Source organism: Amycolatopsis sp. NPDC043887 (assembly GCF_056435665.1).
In genome coordinates this window covers 201,395-224,241 of the sequence record NZ_JBWKEB010000014.1, presented here as the reverse complement: position 1 = coordinate 224,241, position 22,847 = coordinate 201,395, and the positions used below count along the sequence as shown (strand labels likewise).

The 22,847-nt window shown below is 69.5% G+C and carries 21 protein-coding genes; 12 read left to right on the top strand and 9 right to left on the bottom strand.

What is annotated here, in order from left to right:
* Positions 1 to 43: 43 nt before the first annotated feature.
* The 5 genes from AC069H_RS32635 to AC069H_RS32615 all read left to right on the top strand — a co-directional run bounded on the left by AC069H_RS32635 (position 44) and on the right by AC069H_RS32615 (position 4,482).
* Complete coding sequence (locus tag AC069H_RS32635; RefSeq protein WP_478234877.1) at positions 44 to 1,276, top strand: sensor histidine kinase; 1,233 nt, start codon at positions 44 to 46, stop codon at positions 1,274 to 1,276.
* Entirely contained in the window at positions 1,273 to 1,917 is a 645-nt protein-coding gene (locus AC069H_RS32630) for a response regulator (RefSeq protein WP_478234876.1), read from the top strand. The genes AC069H_RS32635 and AC069H_RS32630 overlap by 4 nt, the downstream gene beginning before the upstream one ends.
* A 275-nt stretch (positions 1,918 to 2,192) precedes the next feature.
* On the top strand, positions 2,193 to 2,651 hold the full coding sequence (locus AC069H_RS32625; protein ID WP_478225425.1) for a DUF6463 family protein: 459 nt from the start codon (positions 2,193 to 2,195) through the stop codon (positions 2,649 to 2,651).
* Positions 2,652 to 2,671: 20 nt separating this feature from the next.
* Positions 2,672 to 4,069, top strand: a complete 1,398-nt coding sequence (locus AC069H_RS32620) for a pyridoxal phosphate-dependent decarboxylase family protein (RefSeq protein ID WP_478234875.1) — start codon at positions 2,672 to 2,674, stop codon at positions 4,067 to 4,069.
* A 5-nt stretch (positions 4,070 to 4,074) separates the two neighbouring features.
* Positions 4,075 to 4,482: a VOC family protein gene (locus AC069H_RS32615; RefSeq protein WP_478225427.1), complete on the top strand. Its 408-nt coding sequence runs from the start codon at positions 4,075 to 4,077 to the stop codon at positions 4,480 to 4,482.
* Between the two features lie 2 nt (positions 4,483 to 4,484).
* Here AC069H_RS32615 and AC069H_RS32610 read toward each other — a convergent pair whose 3' ends face one another.
* On the bottom strand, positions 4,485 to 5,042 hold the full coding sequence (locus AC069H_RS32610; RefSeq protein ID WP_478225428.1) for a helix-turn-helix domain-containing protein: 558 nt from the start codon (positions 5,040 to 5,042) through the stop codon (positions 4,485 to 4,487).
* A gap of 77 nt (positions 5,043 to 5,119) precedes the next feature.
* On the opposite strand from AC069H_RS32610, the gene AC069H_RS32605 reads away from it, so the two are divergent.
* Genes AC069H_RS32605 through AC069H_RS32590 form a run of 4 tightly spaced genes read left to right on the top strand, consistent with a single transcriptional unit; the run spans position 5,120 to position 8,063 of the window.
* Positions 5,120 to 6,280, top strand: coding sequence for an MFS transporter (locus AC069H_RS32605; protein ID WP_478234874.1), 1,161 nt, complete (start codon positions 5,120 to 5,122; stop codon positions 6,278 to 6,280).
* A 9-nt stretch (positions 6,281 to 6,289) separates the two neighbouring features.
* Positions 6,290 to 6,451: a CopG family transcriptional regulator gene (locus AC069H_RS32600; protein ID WP_478234873.1), complete on the top strand. Its 162-nt coding sequence runs from the start codon at positions 6,290 to 6,292 to the stop codon at positions 6,449 to 6,451.
* Positions 6,448 to 6,795 (top strand): VOC family protein, encoded by a 348-nt coding sequence (locus AC069H_RS32595; protein ID WP_478225430.1) that lies wholly within the window; start codon positions 6,448 to 6,450, stop codon positions 6,793 to 6,795. Before AC069H_RS32600 ends, AC069H_RS32595 begins: the two co-directional genes overlap by 4 nt.
* The gene (locus AC069H_RS32590; RefSeq protein WP_478234872.1) at positions 6,792 to 8,063 is read left to right on the top strand and encodes an MFS transporter; all 1,272 of its coding nucleotides are present in this window, start codon (positions 6,792 to 6,794) and stop codon (positions 8,061 to 8,063) included. Before AC069H_RS32595 ends, AC069H_RS32590 begins: the two co-directional genes overlap by 4 nt.
* Before the next feature lies 1 nt (position 8,064).
* On the opposite strand, the gene aroF is transcribed toward AC069H_RS32590, so the two are convergent.
* A complete protein-coding gene (gene aroF, locus AC069H_RS32585; RefSeq protein ID WP_478234900.1) occupies positions 8,065 to 9,114 on the bottom strand; it encodes a 3-deoxy-7-phosphoheptulonate synthase in 1,050 nt (349 codons plus the stop codon).
* Positions 9,115 to 9,325: 211 nt separating this feature from the next.
* Here aroF and AC069H_RS32580 point away from each other — a divergent pair, with 211 nt between their 5' ends.
* Both AC069H_RS32580 and AC069H_RS32575 read left to right on the top strand, forming a co-directional pair.
* Entirely contained in the window at positions 9,326 to 10,507 is a 1,182-nt protein-coding gene (locus AC069H_RS32580) for an acyl-CoA dehydrogenase family protein (RefSeq protein ID WP_478234899.1), read from the top strand.
* A gap of 28 nt (positions 10,508 to 10,535) precedes the next feature.
* Positions 10,536 to 10,952, top strand: a complete 417-nt coding sequence (locus tag AC069H_RS32575) for an SgcJ/EcaC family oxidoreductase (protein ID WP_478234871.1) — start codon at positions 10,536 to 10,538, stop codon at positions 10,950 to 10,952.
* A 214-nt stretch (positions 10,953 to 11,166) separates the two neighbouring features.
* On the opposite strand, the gene AC069H_RS32570 is transcribed toward AC069H_RS32575, so the two are convergent.
* Together AC069H_RS32570 and AC069H_RS32565 are read right to left on the bottom strand one after the other, a co-directional pair.
* Positions 11,167 to 11,451, bottom strand: a complete 285-nt coding sequence (locus tag AC069H_RS32570) for a phosphopantetheine-binding protein (RefSeq protein ID WP_410648397.1) — start codon at positions 11,449 to 11,451, stop codon at positions 11,167 to 11,169.
* Positions 11,452 to 11,542: 91 nt separating this feature from the next.
* Positions 11,543 to 13,117, bottom strand: a complete 1,575-nt coding sequence (locus tag AC069H_RS32565; protein ID WP_478234870.1) for a 4-hydroxyphenylacetate 3-hydroxylase N-terminal domain-containing protein — start codon at positions 13,115 to 13,117, stop codon at positions 11,543 to 11,545.
* 302 nt (positions 13,118 to 13,419) lie between these two features.
* Here AC069H_RS32565 and AC069H_RS32560 point away from each other — a divergent pair, with 302 nt between their 5' ends.
* Positions 13,420 to 14,520 carry a nucleotide disphospho-sugar-binding domain-containing protein gene (locus AC069H_RS32560; protein ID WP_478234869.1) on the top strand — a complete coding sequence of 367 codons (1,101 nt, stop codon included), beginning with the start codon at positions 13,420 to 13,422 and terminating at the stop codon, positions 14,518 to 14,520.
* A 52-nt stretch (positions 14,521 to 14,572) separates the two neighbouring features.
* Here AC069H_RS32560 and AC069H_RS32555 read toward each other — a convergent pair whose 3' ends face one another.
* The 5 genes from AC069H_RS32555 to AC069H_RS32535 form a co-directional block, all read right to left on the bottom strand.
* Positions 14,573 to 15,754 carry an acyl-CoA dehydrogenase family protein gene (locus tag AC069H_RS32555; RefSeq protein ID WP_478234898.1) on the bottom strand — a complete coding sequence of 394 codons (1,182 nt, stop codon included), beginning with the start codon at positions 15,752 to 15,754 and terminating at the stop codon, positions 14,573 to 14,575.
* A gap of 722 nt (positions 15,755 to 16,476) precedes the next feature.
* Positions 16,477 to 18,579: an NAD-dependent DNA ligase LigA gene (gene ligA / locus AC069H_RS32550; protein ID WP_478234868.1), complete on the bottom strand. Its 2,103-nt coding sequence runs from the start codon at positions 18,577 to 18,579 to the stop codon at positions 16,477 to 16,479.
* A 69-nt stretch (positions 18,580 to 18,648) separates the two neighbouring features.
* Positions 18,649 to 19,155 (bottom strand): hypothetical protein, encoded by a 507-nt coding sequence (locus tag AC069H_RS32545; protein WP_478234867.1) that lies wholly within the window; start codon positions 19,153 to 19,155, stop codon positions 18,649 to 18,651.
* Between the two features lie 72 nt (positions 19,156 to 19,227).
* The gene (locus AC069H_RS32540) at positions 19,228 to 21,408 is read right to left on the bottom strand and encodes a molybdopterin-dependent oxidoreductase (protein WP_478234866.1); all 2,181 of its coding nucleotides are present in this window, start codon (positions 21,406 to 21,408) and stop codon (positions 19,228 to 19,230) included.
* Between the two features lie 3 nt (positions 21,409 to 21,411).
* Entirely contained in the window at positions 21,412 to 22,830 is a 1,419-nt protein-coding gene (locus tag AC069H_RS32535; RefSeq protein ID WP_478234865.1) for an FAD-binding monooxygenase, read from the bottom strand.
* Between the last annotated feature and the right edge of the window lie 17 nt (positions 22,831 to 22,847).

The following is a 22,847-nucleotide window of genomic DNA, read 5'->3' as shown; positions in this document are numbered from 1 at the left end:
GGCGGTCACCCGCGCCGCGCCGGGAGCGGTCTACGATCCGGCCGTGACGTGGACCGACCGCGTGGACCGGTGGACGCGGACACACCCGATCGTTCTGGACGTCCTCTTCGCCGTGGCCGTCGCGGCACTGCTGGGGCCGCCGTCGCTCGGCATCCTCCTGGTGGCGGACTCCCCGGCCTGGGTGCTGTGGGTGGCGGGTCTTTGCGCATTCACGGTGCTCGTCAGCATCGCGTTGCGGCGGTTCGCCACCGTGGCCGCGTTCATCGCCGCCGGACTCGCGATGGCGGTGACCGTCGCGCTGCCGAACACGGAGGTCCGGCCCGCGCCGCTGGGGCTGGCGAGCGCGAGCGACAGCATGGAGATCCCGCTGTTCTTCCTCCCGACGTCGGCGGCCTACCTGGTGCTCCTGTACGCCGTCGCCGCGCGCCGGCCGCGGCGCGAGAGCCTGCTCGCCCTCGGGATCAGCGTGCTCGGAGCGTTGTTGTGCACCGCTCGCACGGCGACGGCCTATGGCGCGCTCCCCGCGGGGTGGCTCACGCTGCTGCTCGCCGTTCTCGCGCTGGTCGCGGCGGTGGCGGGCACCTGGGCCGTGGGATGTTTCCGGTTCGACCGGCGGCGCCGCCTCGCCGGCGAGGCCGCGGAAGCCGCCGAGCGCGCCGCGGCCGGCGAACGACAGCGCATCGCCCGCGACATGCACGACATCGTCGCCCATTCACTGGCGGTCATCGTGCGTCAAGCCGAAGGCGGCTCCGCCATCGCCTCCAAGTCACCGGACCGCGCGGCGCAGGCGCTTTCCGTCATCGCCGGGACCGCCCGCGAGGCACTGGCCGACATGCGGGACACGCTGCGGGTGTTGCGGGAGACCGAGCCGCGGCCCTCGCTCGCCGGAATCCCTGCCTTGGTGGAGCGTGTCCGCGCGACGGGCGTCGCTGTCCGGCTGGCCGAACAGGGGCGGCCCGACGCGCTGACGGCGAGCGCGGCCATGGCGGCGTACCGGCTCGTCCAGGAGGGCTTGACCAACAGCGTCAAGCACGCGGGTCCGCGCACGGCTGTCACCGTCACGATCACGCACACCCCTCATACGTCGGTGTTCGTCGTCGAGGACGACGGAGCCGGTGCCGGCGAGCGGCCGTCGCTCCCCGGCACGGGCGCCGGACTGAGCGGTGTCCGGGAACGCGTGCGAGCCGCGGGCGGTACGTTCGAGGCCGGTCCGGTCGACGGCGGTTTCAGGGTGCGCGCGGAGTTCCGCGTCGGCGAACAGGGAGCTTCGAGATGACGATCGACGTCGCGCTGGTCGACGACCAGGAGCTGGTCCGGACCGGCTTGGCCATGGTCGTCGACGCGACCGACGACATCCGGATCGTCGTCCAGGCCGCCGACGGGGTGCAAGCTGTCGCGAAGCTCGCCGAGACGCGGGTCGACGTCGTCCTGATGGACGTCCAAATGCCGCGTATGGACGGCGTCGAGGCCACTCGCTTGGTCGCCGCCCGCGAGAACGCGCCCAAGGTGATTCTGCTGACGACGTTCGACCTGGACGAGTACGCCATCGCCGGCCTGCGCGCCGGCGCGAGCGGGTTCCTGCTCAAGGACGCGTCGGCAGGCGAAGTGCTGCATGCCATCCGCGCCGTCCATGCCGGGGATGCCGTGATCGCGCGCTCCACGACCCGCCGCATGCTGGACCAGCTCGCGGTCGCACGCGAGACTTCTCCGTTGCTGAAGCGGCTCACCGCGCGCGAACGCGACGTGTTGCTGGAGATCGCGCAGGGGTACTCCAACGCCGAGACCGCGCAGCGGCTCTTCCTCTCCGAAGCCACGGTGAAAACGCACGTCGGTCATCTCCTCGCCAAGCTCGGGGTCCGTGACCGGGTGCAGGCGGTGATCTTCGCGTACGAGAACGGGCTCGTGCGTCCGAGCTGAGCCGGGACAGCCCTGTTCGCCGTCTGCTGGGATTCCGGCTGTGATTGATCCTTCATGTACTCGGGCGGGCGACAAGAACACCGGTTCCGAGTCGGTCAGGTCTCGTGAGTGGTGAGGACGGTTAGAACCGTCCTCACCACTCACGAGCCCAGGGGTCAGCCGCAGTGTTCCGACGGGCTGTTTGTACGACGTCCGCCCGATCTCATCATTTCGGTGGAGGGGCCGGCGACCTCAGGCCGAGGATTCCCGTCGAGCGGGCGAGCAGCCTGGTGCGCATGACGACAATCGACACGACCACCACTCGCGTCCGGTGGCGCGACCCTGCCACCTGGGGCGGGATTCTCGCGCTGTGCGGCGGCCTCTTCCACACCGTGGTCGCCGCCACGATGCGCCAGGAAGTCTGGGCGCGGATCTTCGGCGAAGGATTCTTCAACACGGTCACGCTGGAGCCTTCACCCGACCGGCTTCCCATGGCCGAGGCGTTCTGGTTCGGCCCGGGCAGTTTCGGGGTGCCGTTGCTTCTGCTCGGCGCGCTGGTGCTCCGGCAGACCCGGCGCGGCGATCGCGTGCCCGGCTGGCTGGGCTCGGGCGTTGTCGCGTGGGCGGTCCTGCTCGGACTGCTGGGTGGTTTCGACGGCGGAACGCTCATCCTGCTGCTCATCGGCGCTCTGTTCCTGGCAGGCGCCTGGTTCGGGAAGAACCCGCACGGCCGCGGTCGTGGAATCATGAACTAATGACGGAAGAGGGGCGTCGGATGACCGAGTTGCGGGATCTGCTGGCCGACGTCGCCTCCCGTGTCACCCGTTACCGCGAAAACGTCGCCGACGCCCCGGTCTTCCCCGATGACACGACGGGTGTCCGGGAGAAGCTCGGTGACCTGCCCGAGAAACCCGCCGTGCCCGCCGACGTGATCCGGCGGCTGGCGGACGCCGTCGAACCGGCCCTGGTGGCGAACACCGGCCCGAGGTACTTCGGTTTCGTCACCGGTGGGGCGTTGGACGCCGCGACGGCGGCCGACATGCTGGCGACCGGTTGGGATCAGCCCGCGTTCAACAAGATCACCTCGCCCGCCGCCGCGATCGTCGAGGAGGTGGCGGGCGAATGGCTCAAGGACGTCCTCGCCCTGCCGTCCGGTGCCTCGTTCGGTTTCGTGACCGGTGGGCAGGGCGCGAACACGGTCGGCCTCGCCGCCGCCCGGCATCACGTCCTCGCGCGGGCCGGGTGGGATGTCGAGCGCCGCGGGTTGCACGGGGCGCCACCGTTGCCGGTCGTCGCCAGTGAGGAGCGGCACGCGACGATCGACCGGTCCCTCCGCTTGCTCGGCCTGGGCACCGACGCCGTCCGGCCGGTCCGCGCGGACGGCCAGGGCGCCATCGACATCGCCGATCTCGAGCGGCAGCTCGACGGACCCGCAATCGTTTGCCTCCAGGCCGGGAACGTGAACACCGGCGCGTTCGACGACTTCGCCGCCGCGACGGAGATCGCCCACCGTCACGGAGCGTGGGTGCATGTCGACGGCGCTTTCGGGCTCTGGGCGGCCGCCGCCCCCGCGCTCAAACGGCTGACCGCGGGGCTGGAAAAGGCCGATTCCTGGGCGGTCGACGGGCACAAGTGGCTCAACGTCCCCTACGACTGCGGGTACGCCTTCTGTGCCCATCCCGAGTCGCACCGGGCCGCGATGGCGCTCACCGCCGCGTACCTGACCGGCCAGGGAGAGGGCGGGGTGAGGGCGCCGAGCGACTTCGTGCCCGAGTCCTCCCGCCGGGCACGAGGGTTCGCGACATGGGCGGCGCTCAGCGAACTCGGCCGCACGGGGATCGCCGAGATGATCGAACGGTGCTGCGCGCTGGCCAGGCGGTTCGCCGAGAAACTCGAAGCGTGCGAAGGCGTCGCCGTCGTGAACGACGTGGTGCTGAATCAGGTGCTGGTCAGCTTCGGCGACGATACGGACAGGGTCGTCGAGGCCCTTCAGCGTTCCGGCGAGTGCTGGATGGGCGCGACCACCTGGCACGGCATGCGCCTGATGCGCGTCTCCGTGTCCAACTGGAGCACGACCGAAGCGGACGTCGATCGCAGTGTCGCCGCGATCCGGACGGCGATGAAGAGCGATCAGGAATCGAGAAGCGTCGCGAACCGGTCTCACCTAGCGTGACCGTCATGGACATCGCCATTCACGGGAGCTTCCTCCCGCAGACCGACCCCGAAGCCGCTCTGGCCTTCTACCGCGACACCCTCGGCTTCGAGGTGCGCAACGACGTCGGCTACGACGGCATGCGCTGGATCACCGTCGGCCCGCCGGGGCAGCCGGTGTCGATCGTGCTGCACCCGCCCGCCGTCGACCCGGGTATCACCGAGGACGAACGCCGCGTCATCGGCGAGATGATGGCCAAGGGCACCTACGCGAGCATCCTGTTCTCCTCCGACGACCTCGACGGTCTCTTCAAACACCTGCGGGAGTCGGGCGCCGAGGTCATCCAGGAGCCCACCGACCAGCCGTACGGCCTGCGTGACGGCGCCGTCCGCGACCCGTCGGGGAACCTGATCCGTATCCAGCAGCGCGTCTGAGCTCACCGGGTGCGCGCGCGGACGTGGACTCGTTCGCCCTGTTCGCCGAAGAGGCTCAGCACCTCGACTCGCCCGCGGCCGGTGGCGCCGAACCAGTGTGGCGTCCGGCAGTCGAACTCGGCGGCCTCGCCGGCGCCGAGCACGACGTCCTGGTCGCCGAGCACGAGCCGGAGCCTGCCCCGCAGCACGTAGAGCCACTCGCGTCCGCCGTGCGATCGCGGGCGGGGTTCGTCGTCGCTCGCCGGGATCGTCATCTTGTAGGCGCGGGGCCCGTCCTCGTGCCGGGTGAGCGGGATGAGGACCCGGCCGTCCGCGGGCGGTTCGAGCACTCTCGGTGAGGAGACGATCTCGTCGACGCGCAGGCCCAGCGCGGCGATGACCGGCAGCAGCAGTTCGAGGCTCGGTTTGCGCTGCCCGGATTCGAGGCGGGACAGGGTGCTGGTGGAGATGCCGGTGGCGCGGCTGAGTTCCACCAGCGTGGTGCCCTTCTTCTCCCGGGCGCGGCGCAGCCGGGGCGCGATCTGTTCGATCGCCGCGGTGACGGTGGGTTGGCTCTCCATGCCGCCAGCACAGCAGGTCGTCCCGGTTCCGGCAAAGTTCTTTGCCGAAACAGCCAGAAGCTTCCGATGCTGGCGGCATGATCGAGACGAAACGCCTTCCCGCCGGGGTCTACCTCCTCGCTTTCAGCCTGTTCGCGATGGGGAGCGCCGAGTTCCTGATGGCCGGGGTCCTGCCCGCGGCCGCCGCCGATCTCGGCGTCTCCCTGTCGTCCGCGGGTGCCCTCATCACCGCGTTCGCCCTCGGGGTCGTCCTCGGCGGCCCGCCGTTCGCCGTGCTGAGCCTGAAGTGGCCACGGCGCGCGGCCTTGATGACGACGCAGGCCGTCTTCGCCGCCGCCATCGCGGTCGGCCTGCTCGCCGGCGACTACTGGATCCTCCTGATCACCAGGTTCATCGCCGGTCTCGCCTACGCCGGTTTCTTCGCCGTCGCCGCCGTGACCGCGATCAGCCTGGTGACACCCGACCGCAACGCCCGCGCCTCGGGTGTCGTCGTCGCCGGGCTCAGCGTCGCCATGGTGGCCGGGGGACCGGCGGGCACCCTGCTGAGCAATCTCACCGACTGGACCGGCGGCTTTTGGGGCGTCGTCGCGCTCACCGCCCTGGGCGTGGTCGCCTGTGCCGTCGGCCTGCCGGCCACCACCTCCGCCGCCCCGAGCCTTTCGGGTGAACTGCGCGCCATGCGGACACCGCGCCTCTGGGGCGTCTACGCGGTCACGATCCTGAGCACGGCCGCGTACATGGTGTCCTTCAACTACTTGGCGGCGATGCTCGCGGACGTCCTGCCCGCGGTCTGGATCCCCGCGGTCCTCGCGCTGTTCGGGATCGGCGCCTTCGCCGGCCTGTCGCTCGGCGGCCGGATCTCGGACCGCCAGTCACACCAGGCGCTGCTGGGCGGCGGCGTCGGCATCGCGGTCTTTTCGGCGCTGCTCGCGCTTTTCGCCACTTCCGCCTGGGTGGTCGTGCCGACGGTGTTCCTGCTGGGTGTCGCGGCCTTCGTGCTCAATCCGGCGCTCTACGGGCGGGTCTTCACGATCGCCGCCTCCGCCCCGACCCTCGCCGGCGCGACCACGGTCTCGGCCTTCCAACTGGGCATCAGCCTCACCCCGGCCTTCGCCGCCGGGGCAGTGAACCTGGGAGCTTCGCTGACCGCGATCCCGTGGATCGGCGCGGCGCTGGCGCTGGCCACGATCCCGCTGGTGCTCCTCGATCGCTCGCGTGATCGCATGCTCACTTGCTAGCATGCGAGCATGGCCCAGGTCGCCAAGCGGCAATTCAACGTCTATCTGCCGAACGACCTCATCAAGCGGGTGAAGCACGCGTCCGTCGACGCCGACGAGTCGCTCTCGTCGTTCGTCGAACGGGTGCTGGAGGAGTACCTGCGGCGGACCAGTGAGGAACGTGAGCGATGAAAGTCATGCCGATCCGCTACAGCGCGGACGTCGAGGCGATGACACGGTTCTACGAGACGATCGGCCTCCGCGTCGGGCCGGTGTCACGGCCCGGAGGCTGGGTCGAGATGCCCGCCGCGGGCGGGATGCTGGCCATCCACCGGTCCTCCGGCGACGACGTGGGCCGGTGTGAGCTGGCCTTCGAGGTCGAAGAACCGTTGGAGGACGTCGCGGAACGCCTGCGAGCGGCCGGATTCGAGCCGGGACCGCCGATGGACGAAGGCTTCGGTCACTCGTTGCGCGTCCAGGACCCGGACGGGGTGTGGGTGCAGCTCAACCTGTACGACCGCGACCTCTACACGTGACCGAGACCCGGCGCGCGGGTCCGCTGTTCCTCGCGGTGGGCATCGTCGCGCTCGAGTTCGCGGCGGCCGTCACCGGTTTCGTCGCTTCCAGCCTGCTGCCGATCGTCGCCGCCGATCTCGGCGCGAGGAACGACCTCGGGCTCCTGATCGCCGGCTCGACACTGGGGTTGTTCGTCGCGCTTCCCCTGGCGAGCCGGGTTCTCGGCAGGCTGGGCCCGCGCGGCACGCTCGCCGCCGGGATGGCGGCCTACCTCGGCGGGCTGCTCCTGGCCGCGACGGCACGGACGGCGTGGATGTTCGCCCTCGGCCAGTTCTCCGCCGGGCTCGCCGGCGGCCTGTTGGCGATTTTCGGTATCAGCTCGGCGATCCGGCATCTCGACGACCGGTTGCGGATCCGTGTGGTCGCGGCGTCCTCGGCGATGTGGATCGTGCCCGCGCTGGTCGGCCCGGCCGCGACCCTCGGCCTGGAACATCTCGTCGGCTGGCGGTGGACCCTGTTGCTCCCGGTGCCGTTCGTCCTTTTCGGACGGTTGCTGGTCGTGCGCGCCGCCCGCGGCGAACCGTCCACAGAGGACGGACAGCGACCGCTCGCGAAGACGCTGACCGTACCGCTGGGCGCGGCACTCGTCGTGTTCAGCGCGGGCTCCTGGCCGCTCGCGCTCGCCGGGGCGGCGATCACCGTCGCCGGGATGATCGCGATCCTGCCGCCGGGCACCGCGCGGCTCCGGCCGGGAACCCCAGCCGCGCTCGGCGCGATGGTGCTGTTCGCCATCGGTTATTTCGGCGCGGACAGCCTGATCACCGTGCTCCTGACGAGCGGGTTCCGGGTGAGCCTCGGGCAGGCGGCGATCGTCCTGAGCGCCGCCCCGCTCGGCTGGGCGGTGACCAGCCTGGTGGCCGCCCGGTTCACCTCGGCCCGCTTTCCCGTCGTGGGCTTGGGCCTGACCGCCCTCGGCACCGCCGTCCTGACCGCCGCCCTCGCCTTCGGCGGTTCGTTCGCCACGGCTCTCACCGCCTGGGCCGTCGCCGGAATCGGCGTCGGACTCGCCTATCCGGGTCTGTACATCCGAGCCACCACCGCGGGTTCGGGCGGTTCCACCGCCGCGGAACTGGCGACCGCCGTCATCACCGCGGAATGCGTCGGGCAGCTGCTGGGCCGGGCCATCGGTGGCGCCTTGAGCTCCTCCGGCACCGGTTTGCTCGCCTCGTACACGCTTTTCGCGTTCGCTCTGGCGGCCGCCACCTACGCCGCGGCGCGCCGGGAATGAATCAGCTGGCCCGAAGATGGCGCCACGGCTCGGCCATCGACCGCCTGCCCATCAGCGTGCCCAGCGCGTCCAGTGCCTGCGAGAGTTCCCGCAGATCCTCGGTCACCAGCGCCTGCGGCCCGTCGCAGAGCGCCTCCTCCGGATGCGGGTGCACGTCCACGAGCACGCCGTCGGCACCCACCGCGATCGCGGCCCGGCTCAACGGCAGCACGAGATCGCGGCGGCCACCGGAATGCGACGGGTCGATCATCACCGGCAGATGCGAAAGACGCTGGACCACCGGCACCGCCGAGACGTCGAGCGTGTTGCGGGTCGAGGTCTCGAACGTCCGGATCCCGCGTTCGCACAACACGATGTCTAGACAGCCGCGCTGCGCGATGTACTCGGCCGCCATCAGCCATTCCTCGATGGTGGAGTTCATCCCGCGTTTGAGCAGCACCGGTTTCCCGGCCCGGCCCGCCGCCTGCAGCAACCCGAAGTTCTGCATGTTCCGGGTGCCGATCTGCAGCATGTCGGCGTACTCGGCGACCATGGCGACATCGTGCGGCGCCACCACCTCGGTGACCACCGGGAGGCCGGTCTCGGCCCGGACGTCGGCCAGGATCCGGAGCCCGCGTTCACCGAGCCCCTGGAAGGCGTACGGCGACGTCCTGGGTTTGAAGGCACCGCCGCGGAGGAGGGTGGCGCCCGCTCTCTTGGCCATCAGTGCGGCTTCGAGGGTCTGCTCCGGCGTCTCCACCGCGCACGGCCCGGCGACCAGTGTCGTGGTGTCCGGCCCGATCGACACCCCGCCGACCACGACCGTCGACCGGCCTTCCGGCCGGTGTTCGCGGCTGACCAGCTTGTACTTCGCGGAAATCCGCGTCACCCGTGCGACGCCGGGGCGCCCGCTGAGGTTCAGGGTTTCGAACAGGTCGACATCGCCGATCAGCCCGACGATCGTCCTGCTCACCCCACGGCTGACGAAGGCGCTTCCACCGACGGATTCCACCTGGTCGACGATCGCCCACACCTCTTCGTCGGTGGCGTCCGGCGTCATCACGATGACCATATCCACGATCTCCTCTGGGTCGGCGGGCGAGCCTGAAGTCCCTCCCGGCAGGCTCATCGTCTCCACGCCGCCCGGTAACTCACGTCCTTAAACCTGCCGCAATCGGAGAGACGTCACGCCGCCGTCCGGCTGGGATCGTCGGAACAGGTTCACGCGAGGACCGGTGTCCTCCCGCTACCAGCCCACCCGGTTCCACGGCTAGGAGGAAATGGTGTCGAACACCGAGAACCCGACTCGCGAACAGCTCGTCCAGCGGGCCACCGATCTGGTTCCGACGCTGCGGAAGCACGCGGCCTGGACGGAGGAGAACCGGCGGCTGCACGACGAGTCGATCGAGGCGATCACCGAGGCCGGTCTCTTCCGGCTGCGGGTTCCCCAGCGGTACGGCGGGTACGAAGCGGACACCCGCACCATCGTCGAGGTCGCCGCGGAACTGGGCCGCGCCGACGCGTCCCCGGCCTGGACGACCGCGGTCAGCTGGATCACCAGCTGGATGACCGGTCTCTTCCCGGACGCGGTCCAGGACGAGGTCTTCTCCCGCCCCGACATCCGAGTGTGCGGGACGCTCAGCCCGACGGCGATCGCCGGGCCCGCCGAGGGCGGCATCGTCGTCAACGGCAAGTGGGGCTTCATCAGCGGCGCGCGGCACGCCCACTGGCAGGTCGTCATCGCGGTCCTCGTCGAGGAAGGCGCGGAGCCGTACCCGGTCATGGGCGTCGTCCCGCTGACGGATCTGCTGATCGTCGACGACTGGAACACCACCGGACTGCGCGGCACCGGCAGCGTCAGCACGGTCGCCAAGGATCTGTTCATCCCGAGCGAGCGGATCATCAGCCTGCCGGCGGTCCTGCAGGGGCAGTACTCCTCGGCGGCCAACGCCGGGCTGGAGATCTTCCGCGCACCCCTGCTCCCGGTCGCCGCGGCGTCGTCGGTCGGCAGCGTCCTCGGCCTCGGCAGGGCCGCGAAGGAGCTGTTCCTCAAGCGCCTGCCGAACCGCAAGATCACTTACACCGCCTACGAGAGCCAGCGTGAAGCGCCGCTGACGCACCACCAGGTCGCCGACGCGACGCTGAAGCTGGACGAGGCCGAGTTCCACGCCACCCGGCTGACTTCGCTCGTCGACGGGAAGGCGGCAGACGGCACGCCATGGAAGCTCGACGAGCGCGCCCAGGGTCGCGCCGACATGGGCGCGACGGTGAAGCTGAGCAAGGAAGCCATCGACATCTTCGCCAACGCCAGCGGCGGGTCGTCGATCTTCTCGGACGTCCCGATCCAGCGCATCGTCCGCGACATCCAAGCGGTCAACCTGCACGCGCTCATGCACCCCGACACCAACAACGAGCTGTACGGGCGCGTGCTGTGCGGGCTCGAGCCGAACACCCTCTACATCTGACGCCCCGAGACCTCCAGGAAGGAAAGTCATGACGACCACCGAAACCGCCAAGGTCACCGACGCGGACAAGGCGGCCATCGCGGCCCTCACCCAGAAGGTCATCGCCGCCTGGGCCTACCACGACGCGGACGCGTTCGCCGACGTCTTCACCGAGGACGGCACGATGATCCTCGCCGGCAGCTTCGCCAACGGGCGCGAGGAGATCCGGGCGTTCCTCAAGGATGCCTACGCCACCAACTACAAGGGCACGCAGGTGACCGGGAAGCCCGTCAGCCTTCGCTTCCTCTCCGCGGACTCGGCGGTGCTGCTGACCCAGGGCGGCGTGCTGTACAAGGGCGAGTCCGAGGTCGCCGACCACAACGCGATCCGCGCCTCCTGGACCGTCACCCGCCAGGACGGCGAGTGGCGGCTCGCCGCGTACCAGAACACCCCGCGCGACAAGTGAGTTCCGCCGCCTGAGGGCGGCGATGCCCGAAGAGGCCTGTCTCCCGCCGGAGACAGGCCTCTTCGGTGTCTGTCCTCTGTGGAACGTCGTACCCGCCCGCCGGGGTGCCATCGCCCCTGAGCGTGCGAATATGGCGGGAGACACCGAAAGGGCCGGTCACGTCACCGGGGAGGGTGAGCGTGCCGGCCCGACAGGCAGACCTCGTGCGACGGCGTCAGGCCGTGCGGCTGTCCGGGGTCGTCGAGGCCGCCAGCTTCGCCACCACATCCCGGGTGAAGGTGGCGAGGTCGGGATCCTCGAACAAGCCGCCCATGTCGATCTGGACCCCGAGCTCGTCCTCGATCCGCGCCGCGATCCGGACCGCCGAAATCGACTGGCCCCGCAGCTCGAAGAAGGTGGCGCCGGCGGGGATTTCCCGGACGTTGAGGACGTCCTTCCAGATCTCCTTGATGTGCTCGGCCGCGGTGGACAGGTCGGCACGCCGCTCGTCGTTGGTCATGGTGGAATCCTCCTGCTCGCCGGGTTCTCGGATCCATGATCCCGGCGAACCGCCGATCGTCACGTCTCCACGTTTGCGGTCCCGCTCGCGGTCAGGCCGCGAGGTCACCGCCGAGCAGGTCGTTCCGGAGCGCGGTCAAGTCCGGGTACGAGGCGAGGTCCGGCACGGTCCAGCCGTCGAGGTCGTATTCGCCGAGGCATTCGTCGGCGAACCTCTTGTACCCGTCGAGTTCGCCGCCGGCCATCTGGGAGAACAGCAGTTCCACCCGGGTGTTCTCGTGGTTGCCGGAGTAGTTCCGCTCGTAGAGTTCGTGCCGCCCGCCGAATTCGGTGCCGATGGCGTCCCACAGCAGCTTCATCAGTTTCACCCGCTCGACCGCGGTGGCGCCGCCCGAACCGCGGACGTATTTGTCGAGATACGGCCGGATCGCAGGGTTCTTGAAGTCCTCCGCGCTGGAGTTGACGTAGATCAGCCCGCTGGCCACGTCCTGTTCGATGATCTCCTTGATCCGCGGATAGCCGATCTGCATGAACCACCGGTACGCGAGTCCGTACTGCGGATTGGGCAGCAGGGCGCCGTTGTTCCATTCGATCGGGTTCCGCGCGGACGCGTCGGAAAGCGCCCAGAAGAGGTTGCGCCAGGCCAGCACCTCGCCGAGCCTGCTCTGCACGCCACGGAAGTCCTGGGTGCCGGTCATCTCCAGGGCCTTGGCCAGTAGCCCGGCGATGAACTCGAGTTTCACGGCGAGGCGGGTGCAGCCGTGGAAGGTGAACCGCTCGACGAAACCCGAGCGGCCGGTGAACATCTGCACCTTGCCGAGATCACCGTAGATGAACACGTTCTCCCACGGGATGAGGACCTTGTCCAGCACGAGAATGGTGTCGTTCTCGTCCAGCCGGGAGGAAAGCGGATAGTCGAACGGGCCGCCCATGACCGCGGCGGTCGCCGAATAGGACGGGCGGCAGATCAGCTTGACCCCTGGCGCGCCCATCGGCACCGTGGCGACCAGCGCGAATTCCCGTTTCTTGATCGGCAGCCCGTAGTGCGCGATGAAGTTGTAATGGGTGAGCGCGGAGCCGGTCGCGACTACCTTCGCCCCACTGACCAGCAGACCGGAGTCGGTCTCCTTCTCCACCCTGATGAACACGTCCGCCACCTCGTCCGGCGGCCGGTTGCGGTCGACCGGGGGATGGACGATCGCGTGGTTCCAGTACAGGACCTTCTCCTGGGATTCCCGGTACCAGCGCCGGGCGTTGTCCTCGAACGGCGCGTAGAACTCGGCGTTGGCCCCCAGCGTGCCGAGGAACGCGGCCTTGTAGTCGGGACTGCGGCCCATCCAGCCGTAACTCATCCGTGCCCACTGCGCGATGGCCTTCTGGTCCGCGACGAGATCCTCGACGCTGCGCGACGTGGTGAAGAACCGGTGGGTGTAGCCGCCACCGCCGGTGTCGGTCGAGGTGGTGAGCACGTCCTTGGTCTTGGGGTCGTGCAGGGCGTCGTAGAGCCGCGCCGTCATCCGGATGGGATTGTGGAACGCCGGATGCGTGGTCACGTCCTTGACGCGGTCTCCGTAAAGGTAGATTTCGCGATCGTCACGCAGGCTTTCGATGTATTCGCCGCCGGTCAGCGGCCGCGTTCCTGCGGGGGTGTCCTGGTCGCCCGTCACGAGTTCTTCCTCATTCCTGCCCGGCAGCACGCACGTGGATTCCTCTCCGGTCAGCATTTCACCGCGTGGGTCGCGGCGGCACCTTCTCCGATGCGGCTTCGCTCGCGAAGACGCGATCGCGCGGGCAATCGAGGAGTACGGGAATGTGTCCCCGGACATAGACTGGAATTGCTCAGTCAATTCTTTCGAGCCTGCTCAATGCGGCTGCACTGATTCCGAAGCCGCCCCTCAGATCAGAAGGAGATCGCTGTGAGCGGTGCAATCGACGATCGCCGTGCCCCTGACCGGCTGGAGCGGAAATAATGCGGGTCCTGTTCTCGACCATTCCGTTGTCGGGGCACTTCTTCCCGATGGTTCCGCTGGCCTGGGCGTGCCGGCTCGCCGGCCACGAAGTGCTCGTCACCACCGCGGAGAACTTCGTCCCGACGGTGGCGCGGTCGGGCCTGCCGGTCGTGGCGTGCGGTCCCGCGGCCGACGGGCTGGACGAGGCGTTCGTCTTGGCCAAGGGACACGAACTCGCGGAGCGGCGGTACGCGCATGGGAAAGGGTTCGCCCGCGTCGCCGCGCGGGCCCTGCCGGGTATGGCGGCGGTGATGGACTCGTGGCGCCCGGACGTGGTCGTGAGCGAGCGGGCGGAGCACGCCGGCCCGGTGACCGCCGCCGCGCGCGGGATCCCGTTCGTGGAGCTGCACTGGGCCGTCGCCGAACTCGGCGAGTACCGCGCGTCGGCGGCGGCCGAACTGGGGGAGCTGCCGACCGCTTCGGCGGTGCTCAACCCGTGGCCGCCGAGCCTCCGGCTGCCCTACTCCGACGGTCATCGGAGCATGTGCAACGTCGACTACAACGGCGACGGGCGGGTGCCGGTCTGGGCGTTGCGCCCGGCGGACCGGCCGAGGGTGTGCGTCACCTTCGGTACCGTGCTGCCCCAGTTGTACCTGGACGACGCCTATGAGCTGGTGGTGCCGGTACTGGAGACACTGGCCAGGATGAACATGGAGATCGTGGTCGCCGTGGACGAGAAGGTCGCGGCGGGCTGGCCTCCGTTGCCCAAGGCCGTCCGCCATGTTGGCAGGCTTCCCCTGTCCGAGGTCCTGCGGACGTGTGATCTGGTGGTCCACCACGGCGGCCAGGGCACGACGCTGACCGCGCTCGCGGCCAGCCTGCCTCAGCTCGTGCTGCCCACGTTCGACGACCAGTTCGACAACGCGGCGGCGGTGGTCCGGGCGGGTGCCGGGATCTGCCTGCCCCTGGCCGACTTCACGCCGGCCGCGATCGGTGAGCACTGCGGCGAACTGCTGGCGGTGCCCCGGTACACGGATGCCGCCACCGAGGTCGCCGGGGAGATGTTCGCCCAGCTCCGCCCCGCGGACGTCGTCCCCTTGCTGGCCCGCCTCGCGTCCTGAGCGGAGAAGAGCCCTGGCCGTGGTGAAACCCGGCCAGGGCTCTTGCGTCGGGTCAGATGTAGAGCGTGTCCGGTTCGAGCCCGCACAGCACCCGGCCGTACAGCTCGTTGTTGGTGTTCGGGTTCATCAAGGCGTGCAGGCTGATCGCCTGGATGTCCCGCGCGATCCGTTGGATGGGCACGTCGAGGTAGATGGACGAACCGCCGCTCGCCGATTGGAAGATGTCGATGGATTCCTTGGCGAGCCGGACGATCGCGCCGACGTCGGCGCGCACCTGCGCGCGTTCTCCCAGCTTCCATGGCGTGTTTTCCGCCGACTTGGTGTCGACGAGGTTCGTCAGCCGCCACGCGTGGAATTCCGCGGCATCGAGCTTCAGTGCCGCCTCGGCGACCTGGTGGTGCGTGAGTGGGGCTTCTCGCTGGCTTTCGTAGCCCGTGTACGTGATCTTCCGGTCGGGCAGCCGGCTCAGGAAGGTGTCCTTCGCGCCCTTCGCGAGGCCGATCGCGGTGCCGACCGCGGACGCGGACGCCACCGGGAGCAGCGGCGCCCGGTAGATCGAGCTGCCCGCGTTCAGCTTCGACGCGCTCTGCCCTTCGAGCACCGCGGGCAGCGGCAGGATCCGGTCCTGCGGGACGAACAGGTCCTGTGCGACCGTGGTGACACTCCCGGTCGCCTTCAACCCCGCGGTGTGCCAGTCGTCGACGACCAGCAGATCGGGCATCGGGACCAGCGCCATGATCGGGTACGGCTCGCCGTCGTCGGGGACCAGGATCGCGATGATCTCCTGCCAGTGGCTGTGCAGCGCCCCGCTGATGAAGCCCCACTTGCCGTTGACGACGACGCCGCCGTCGACCGGCTTGGCCATCCCGCCCGGGCTCAGCGTGCCGCACACCCGGACGTCCGGTGTCGAGAACACCTCGTCCTGGACGTGGTCCGGGAACAGACAGGTCATCCAGGTGGGAATCCAGTAGACGGAGGCGACCCACGAGGTCGAACCGTCCGCGCTGCCGAGTTCGGTGGCCACGTCCGCCAGCGTCTTCGTGTCCACTTCGTAGCCGCCGTAACGGACCGGCGTCCGCAGCTTGAAGACCCCGGCGTCGGCGAGGGCCTCGATGGACTCTTCCGGTATCCGGCGGGTTTCCTCGGCTTCGGCGGCGTTCGCGCGCAGTACCGGCGCCACCTCGGCGGCCTGGCGAACCAGCTGCTCACGCGTCGGTATGTCGGTGGTCGGCATCATGTCCTCCTGACACGAGTATGGAACGTCGCGACCATCCCACGGTCCCGGACCGGGCCGCGTCCTCTCGAATGCCCAGTGTCCCGAGTCATTGATTCGTGTCTTGAGTTCGCGTGCTGACCCGGTGCGGGGTGCCGGACGCCGACGTGGAGTCAGTCGTGCCCTGAGTGTCCACAAGGGACGCTTTCCGGTGGCGAAATGTCTGTTTCGTGGCTAGCTGCGCGGTTTCGGAGGAGGGCCGTGAGTGGCGTTTCGGGTTATCGAGGGGGAGGTCAAATGTGGCGTGCTGCGTGCTGGAGGCCCGGCCTGCCGGGCTGATCGCGACCCCACTGTCTACAAGGGACACAAAGACACCCCCGTGTGCCCGATTTGGGTGCTTTGCGTGGGGGTCGTGAGTGGCAATGATCGTTCTAACCGTCTTTGTCATTCACGACCCCGGCGAGAAGCGGACATCATGACATCAATCGGGCGCGCAATCGGCGTGAAGCGTCCCAGGTGGACACTTCACGCCGGAGCCGGCCGGCAAGTCAGCCCGGAGCCTTGTTGTCCAGGGCGGCGATCTCATCAGAAGTCGGCGAAGACGGCCCGCGTGACAGGGAGTCGATCACGCCACGTTTGCCTTCCCCTCAATAGAGCCCGAAACGCCACTCGCGACCACCCCGCGCCGACCACGACACGTTCGCCTTACTCCTCAATAACTCATAGATTTCCGGCCCAGGACATTAGCCCGTCATGAACTCGTCGAGCGTGACCGATTCGCCTTCGGCCAGCGCCGCGAGCAGGGCGGCGAACCGCTCGGCGGGCATGGTGCGCACGCCCAGCGCGATCGCCTTGTCCACTTTGGACCCCGCGCCCGCGCCGACCACGACCAGATCCGTGCGGCCGGAGACCGAGCCGGACGCGGTGCCGCCGAGCCGTTCGACGGCTTCGTTGCCCTCGTCCCTGGTCAATCCCGGCACCGCGCCGGTGACCACGACCTTCATCGGGGTCCCGTCCGGTTTCCGCAGTGGCGCCGCGGTGACCTCCTCGCCCGCCGATCCGGGCCGGTCGTGGCCGGGCTCGGTCATGGTGACGCCGCGATCGGCCAGCCTGATGATCAACGGGGTCAGTTCGGCGAGATCGGCCGCGATGGTGACCGCGCGTTCGGGGCCGACCCCGTCGACGGCCTGGAGATCGTCGATCGTCGCCGCCAGCAACGCCCGCATGGTGCCGAAATGGGCGGCGAGCCGCCGCGACATCGCGCGGCCCGCCATCCGGATGCCGAGCGCGGTGAGCAACCGGGACAGCGGCCGTCCCTTCGACGCGGCGATGCTGGCCACCAGCTTGCCCGAGGAGAGTTCCGCGAACCGTTCGAGGGTCGCCAGTGTCCCGGCGTCGAGATCGTAGAGATCGGCGGGATCGGTGACCATGCCTTCGCCGACGAGCTGGTCGAGGATCTTCTCGCCGAGCCCTTCGATGTCCATCGCGTTGCGCGTCGCGTAGTAGGCGAGCGCTTGGCGCGCGCCGCAGACCCGCCCTCTGGTGCAGCGCCACCGTTTCTGGCTCCGGTCGATCTCGCCTCCGCACCGGGGGCAGTGCGACGGTGGCAGGAACGGGACCGAGCCGGCGGGCCGTTCGTCCAGTTTGGCCCCGACGATCTCCGGGATCACGTCACCCGCCCGCCGGACGAACACCGTGTCGCCGACCCGGACGTTGCGCCGCACGAGGTCGTCGAAGTTGTGCAGGGTGGCCGAGGTGACCTTGACGCCGCCGAACAGCACCGGGGCGAGCGTGGCCACCGGGGTGACGACACCGGTACGGCCGACCTGGACGTCGATCCCGAGCAAGGTGGTGGTGCGCGTGTCGGCGGGGAACTTGTAGGCGATCGCCCAGCGCGGGGCCTTGCTCGACGAACCGGCCAGCTCCCGGTCCGCCGGGGCGTCTGCCTTGATCACCGCGCCGTCCACACCGAACCCGAGCGTCGCCCTGGCTTCCCGGAGCGCCTCGACCGCGGCGAGGACCTCGTCGACGCCGTCGCAGATCGTCATGCCCGGCCCGGAGCTCGCCGTGGTCATCACGCCGAGGGTTTCGAGCGTGGCGACCGCGGCCGAATGCGGCATCGCCGCGTCCAGGCCGTGTACGGCATAGGCGAAGAACGACAGTGGCGCGTGGTAGTCGCGTTTGTCGGCGCGCAGCGTTCCCGCGGCCGCGCTGCGCGGATGGGCGAACACGGGTTCGTCGTGCTCGACGCGCATCGCGTTGGCCACTTCGAAATCGGCGTCGGTCATGAAGACCTCGCCGCGGACCTCGATGGTCGCCCCGGTGCTCAGCCGTCCGGGAAGACCGGCGGCCCGGCGGGCCGTCCCGGTCACGTCCTCGCCGGTGCGCCCGTCACCCCTGGTCGCGATCCGGACCAGCCTGCCATCGACATACCACGCGGCGACGGCGAGGCCGTCGATCTTCGGTTCGACGGTGTACCCGGCGGCCGGTCCGCTGAGCAGTTTTTCCAGCCGTGCCGCCCACTTCCGCAGCTGGTCCTCGGTGAACACGTTGTCGAGGCCGAGCATCGGGGAACTGTGCTCGATGTCGCCGCCCGCGGCCGCGCCACCGGCGACCGCACCGGTCGGCGAACCCGCCGCCCGCCAATCCGGGTGAGCGGCTTCGGTCGCGGCGATCCGCGCAAGGACGGCGTCGTACGTCGCGTCGTCGACGAGTATTTCGTCGCCGACGTAGTACGCGGACGCCGCGGCCTTGGCCCGTTCGATCGCTTCGGCGTACTGCTGCCGGGTGACGAAGGGCAGCGCCTGTCCGGGATCGACGACCGCTTCGGCTGCGTTGTCCACCATCGGACCGTACCTCCACGGGTGCGGCTGACACCGTCTCCGAGCTTGCTCTGTTCGCGCCCTCGTGAAAGGTCAGGAAACCCTTGTGGTGGCCGCGATCGGGGCGGACCCGCCACAAACGAAGCGGAAGACCCCGTCGATCGAAACGAGCAGGCCGGTCGGCTTGAAGGTGACGTCACCGGCCGTCGGCAAGGTGACCCGCGCCGTCCCGCCGTCCAGCCGCAGCGGCGTCCCCTCGGCGGTCGCCGGATTCGACAGCCCCTCGGCGTGGATCGTTTCCGCGGCCGGGCCGAGGGCGATCGCCAGCCGCGCGGTGTAGCGCCCCGCTGGTTCGGCCCAGGGATGGTTCATGGTTTCCACGGTGTTCGCCTGGATCGTCACGGTCTCGCCCGCCGTCGCCGCGGCGGGCGCGGTGACCGTGACGTGCAGCCCCTTCTGGCCGCCCGGCCCCAGCGGTGAGCCGCAGCCCCAGGTGACCGCGACCGTGCCCGCCTGCGCGGTCGCCGGGGCGATCAGGGTCAGGCCGCCCGCGACCACGACGGCGGCGGCGATTCCCATGGCTCTTCGCGTTGTACGCATCTGATTCTCCTGGAATGGCTTATCGGCGGGAATGCCTTCGCGGGCGCAGGGTTGTCCATGAAGGATTCGGGCTCAATGGCCCTCGTACGGGGCGAGAGTGACGGGAACGCCGTTGAAGACCGCGTTCCCGGATAAAGCGTCCACTTTGGACTCATCGGTCAGCGTATTCGCGTTGACCCCCGGATGGTCGGCCGCGACCCGCTGGGCACTGCCCTGATGGCCCCATCCGTGCGGAAGGCTCACCACGCCGGGCATGATCCGGTCGGTCGGCTCGACCGGGACGACGAGCTCGCCCGTCGCCGAGCGGACGAGCGCCTGGTCGCCGAGCCCGAGCCGGGCCACGTCGGCCGGGTTGACGTGCAGCGTGCACCGGTTGCTCCCGCCGACGAGTGGCGCGGTGTTGTGCAGCCAGCTGTTGTTGGACCGGAGCTGGCGTCGCCCGATCAGCAGGAACTCGCCGGGAGGCCCGGCCAGCGCGCGACGCAGCCGGTCGACGTCGGCGACCAGTTGCGGCGGGGCCAGCTCCACCAGACCGGACGGCGTGGTGATCAGTTCCTTCAGCCGGGGTTCCAGCGGACCGAGGTCGATGCCGTGCGGATGGGCGCGCAGCTCGGCGAGGGAGAGATCGTAGGGCCCGAGCTTGAGCAACGCGTCGAGCATCCGCTCCGGACCGCTGTCGCCGGTCAGCCCTTCGGACAGGGCGGCCACGTCGACGTCCGCGAACGGGGAGCCCGGCGCCGAGGTGACGCCTTGGAGCAGCCCGTCGATGATCATGGCGTCCGCCGCGGCCGGGTCCGCCTCCGCGCCGTGGCCACCGGCGATGAGCAGCAGGCGGGCCAGAATCTCGGCCTCGGACCGCTGGTCGTCGTCCAGCGGCGTGATCTGCGGGGAGAACCGGGTGTAATTGCGGACCGCGACGATGAGCAGCAGGAAATCGTAATGCGGGGTCTGCGTCATCCGTGGTGGCGGCAGGATCACGTCCGCGTGCTTCGTCGTCTCGTTCAGGTACGGGTCCACGCACACCATGAAGTCGAGTCCGGGAAGCGCGCGATCGAGCCTCGGCCCGTTCGGTGCCGAAAGCACGAGGTTGCCCGCGATCGAGATCAGCGCCCGCACCTGGCCTTCGCCCTCGGTCTCGATCTCGTCGGCGAGGGTCGCGACCGGGAGCTCGCCGAGTGTCTCGGGCAGGCCGCGGACCCTGCTGTGCCATCGGCCGGTGCCGAACGGCTGGCCGGTGCGGAAGATCTCCAGTGCCGCGGTCCTGGTGAACATCACCCCGCCCGGCCGGTCGAAATTGCCGGTCAGGATGTTCACCGCGTCCACGAGCCACTGCGTGACGGTCCCGAACTCGGCCGTCGACGTGCCGATCCGGGTGTACACCGCCGCCGTCGGCGCGGTGGCCAATTCCCTTGCCAGCCTTACGATCTCGCCGGCGGGGATCCCGCTCACCACCTCGACGGCCTCCGGCGTGAACTCTTCGGCGAGCTCCCGGAGTTCCGGGAGCCCCCGCACGTCGAGATCGACCGAGGTGAGGTTTTCGGCGAACAGGGTGTGGATGACGCCGAACAACAGGGCGGCGTCCGTGCCGGGCCGGATGGGCAGATGCCGGTCGGCGAATTCGGCGGTGCGGGTGCGGCGCGGGTCGACGGCGACCACCGTGCCGCCGCGCCGCCGCAACGCCTTCAGCCTGCGCGGGAAATCCGGGGCCGCGCAGAGCGACCCGTGCGACTCGAGCGGATTCGCCCCGATGATCAGCAGGTAGTCGGTCCGGTCGAGGTCGGGGACCGCGATGGCGAACGGATCACCGAACATGAACCCGGTCGAGACGTGCTTGGGCTGCTGGTCGATGGTGCTCGCCGAGTAGACGTTGCGGGTGTTCAGCACCTGCGCCAGCGGTTGCCGGTACATGAAACCGGCCATCGTGTGGTAGGTCGGATTGCCGAAGTAGACGCCGACCGCGTCGCGGCCGTACGTCTCGATCACCTTCGTCAATCCCGTTTCGACCCGCCGGAACGCCTCGTCCCAGGTCGCTTCCCGCCACCGGTCGCCTTCGCGGATCATCGGCACCCGCAGGCGATCGGGATCCCCTTCGATCTTGCCGAGACTCGCTCCCTTCGGGCAGATGTACCCCTTGGAGAACGGATCGTCCTGATCGCCGGTCACCGAGAGGACTCGGCCCTCGTCGAGTACCAGTCGCAGGCCGCAGACGGCGTCACAGATCGGGCAGGTCCGGTGCGCGGTGGTGGTCGGCATCGCTCACGCAGCCCGGCGATCTTCGATCACCGGCGTGACGTCCGCGGCCGGTGCCCAGTTCGCGTGGACGCCGCTCTCCGGCGAGGGGCCGAACAGTGACTTCGCCAGCACCCGGAGGACCATGCCGGGACGCATCAGCGCCTCGGGGCGATCGACGAGGCCGGCGGCCCGCATGTAGGCGGCGGTGACCTTGCCGTCGCGGGTCGCGGCGACCTGCACCCGCTTCAGGTACTTCTGCGCCATCCGGACCTGGAACGTGCGGTTTCCCTTCACCCCGGGGAAAGTGAGGTCCACCGTGTTCGTCATCTCCCACGGCGGGTCGATCACGTCGTGAGCGAGGTCGCGGAAGTAGTCGATCGGCTCCGGTGCCGCGCCGCTGTGCAGATGCTGACGCATGGTCATCGCGGACAGCGCCGCGACGCTCATGCCCTGCGCGTACACCGGATTGAAGCAGGTGATCGCGTCGCCGGTGACCAGGAGACCGGCGGGGAAGCGGGTGAGCTTCTCGTACTGGCGGCGCACCGTCGTCGGGAAGCGGAACGCCGTCGGCTCGTCGACGGGGTCGGCGTACCGGATGGCGTTGTAGACGTCCTTGGAGGGCAACGTCTTGAGCCATTCGTAAAGCCCGGCCTGGTCGGTGGGCGGGTGGTCGCCGAGCAGACCGTAGGTGGTCAGCTCGAGTTCGCCGCCGTCGGTGCGCACGAAGACCGCGCCGCGCGGACTGCCGGGGAAGGCGACCGGGTTGATCGCCACGTCGCCGCCGAACGGGTCGGCCCCTTCGCGCAGCCGGAAGTGCTGCGTGACATAGACGAGGTCGATCTTCTTGCGCTCCTCCGGCACGGCTCCGTAGCCGAGCTCTTCGAGCCAGACGGGAGTGCGGGAGCCTCGCCCGGTCGCGTCGACGACCAGGTCGGCCTCGATCACCTTCTCCGTCTTCGTGCCGCGCCGTTGCACCCGGACCCCGGTGACCGTGCCGCGATCGGCGGTGGTGACCAGACCGAGGATGTCGTGCTGCTCGGCGAAGACGACGTTGGGGATCTTCTCGACGCGCTCGCGGATGTGGAACTCGAGCACCGGCCGCCGCGCGCCCAGCGTGACGAGGCCGGCGTGCTGCTGCTTCAGTCGCCTGCCGCCGAAGAACCAGCGGCAGCTGCCGGACAGGTCGCCGCCGGGTACCCCGTAGTCCAGCATTTGCTTGGTGAGCCCGGGAAACAGCTCTTCCATGATCTGCTGGCCCCTGGCGAGCAGGCCGTTGATGTGCCGCCCTTGGGGCGCGTGACGGCGAGGGCCTTTCGTCCCGACGAGGGTGTCGCGATCCACGATGCGCACCTCGTCGTAGGCGTCCGCGAGGACCCTGGCCGCGAACAATCCGGCTATACTGCCGCCGAGTACCACCGCGCGGGTTGGCGCATCCTGGCCCATCGCGGTCACCTCCTTCA

Excerpts from the sequence above, each read along its gene's own strand:
- AC069H_RS32545 (WP_478234867.1), bottom strand. The coding sequence starts at position 19,155 with ATGCGTACAACGCGAAGAGCCATGGGAATCGCCGCCGCCGTCGTGGTC.
- AC069H_RS32610 (WP_478225428.1), bottom strand. The coding sequence starts at position 5,042 with ATGGAGAGCCAACCCACCGTCACCGCGGCGATCGAACAGATCGCGCCC.
- AC069H_RS32625 (WP_478225425.1), top strand. The coding sequence starts at position 2,193 with ATGACGACAATCGACACGACCACCACTCGCGTCCGGTGGCGCGACCCT.
- AC069H_RS32630 (WP_478234876.1), top strand. The coding sequence starts at position 1,273 with ATGACGATCGACGTCGCGCTGGTCGACGACCAGGAGCTGGTCCGGACC.
- AC069H_RS32600 (WP_478234873.1), top strand. The coding sequence starts at position 6,290 with ATGGCCCAGGTCGCCAAGCGGCAATTCAACGTCTATCTGCCGAACGAC.
- AC069H_RS32555 (WP_478234898.1), bottom strand. The coding sequence starts at position 15,754 with ATGCCGACCACCGACATACCGACGCGTGAGCAGCTGGTTCGCCAGGCC.
- ligA (WP_478234868.1), bottom strand. The coding sequence starts at position 18,579 with ATGGTGGACAACGCAGCCGAAGCGGTCGTCGATCCCGGACAGGCGCTG.
- AC069H_RS32575 (WP_478234871.1), top strand. The coding sequence starts at position 10,536 with ATGACGACCACCGAAACCGCCAAGGTCACCGACGCGGACAAGGCGGCC.
- AC069H_RS32540 (WP_478234866.1), bottom strand. The coding sequence starts at position 21,408 with ATGCCGACCACCACCGCGCACCGGACCTGCCCGATCTGTGACGCCGTC.
- AC069H_RS32595 (WP_478225430.1), top strand. The coding sequence starts at position 6,448 with ATGAAAGTCATGCCGATCCGCTACAGCGCGGACGTCGAGGCGATGACA.
- AC069H_RS32615 (WP_478225427.1), top strand. The coding sequence starts at position 4,075 with ATGGACATCGCCATTCACGGGAGCTTCCTCCCGCAGACCGACCCCGAA.
- AC069H_RS32570 (WP_410648397.1), bottom strand. The coding sequence starts at position 11,451 with ATGACCAACGACGAGCGGCGTGCCGACCTGTCCACCGCGGCCGAGCAC.
- AC069H_RS32535 (WP_478234865.1), bottom strand. The coding sequence starts at position 22,830 with ATGGGCCAGGATGCGCCAACCCGCGCGGTGGTACTCGGCGGCAGTATA.
- AC069H_RS32620 (WP_478234875.1), top strand. The coding sequence starts at position 2,672 with ATGACCGAGTTGCGGGATCTGCTGGCCGACGTCGCCTCCCGTGTCACC.
- AC069H_RS32560 (WP_478234869.1), top strand. The coding sequence starts at position 13,420 with ATGCGGGTCCTGTTCTCGACCATTCCGTTGTCGGGGCACTTCTTCCCG.
- AC069H_RS32605 (WP_478234874.1), top strand. The coding sequence starts at position 5,120 with ATGATCGAGACGAAACGCCTTCCCGCCGGGGTCTACCTCCTCGCTTTC.
- aroF (WP_478234900.1), bottom strand. The coding sequence starts at position 9,114 with ATGGTCATCGTGATGACGCCGGACGCCACCGACGAAGAGGTGTGGGCG.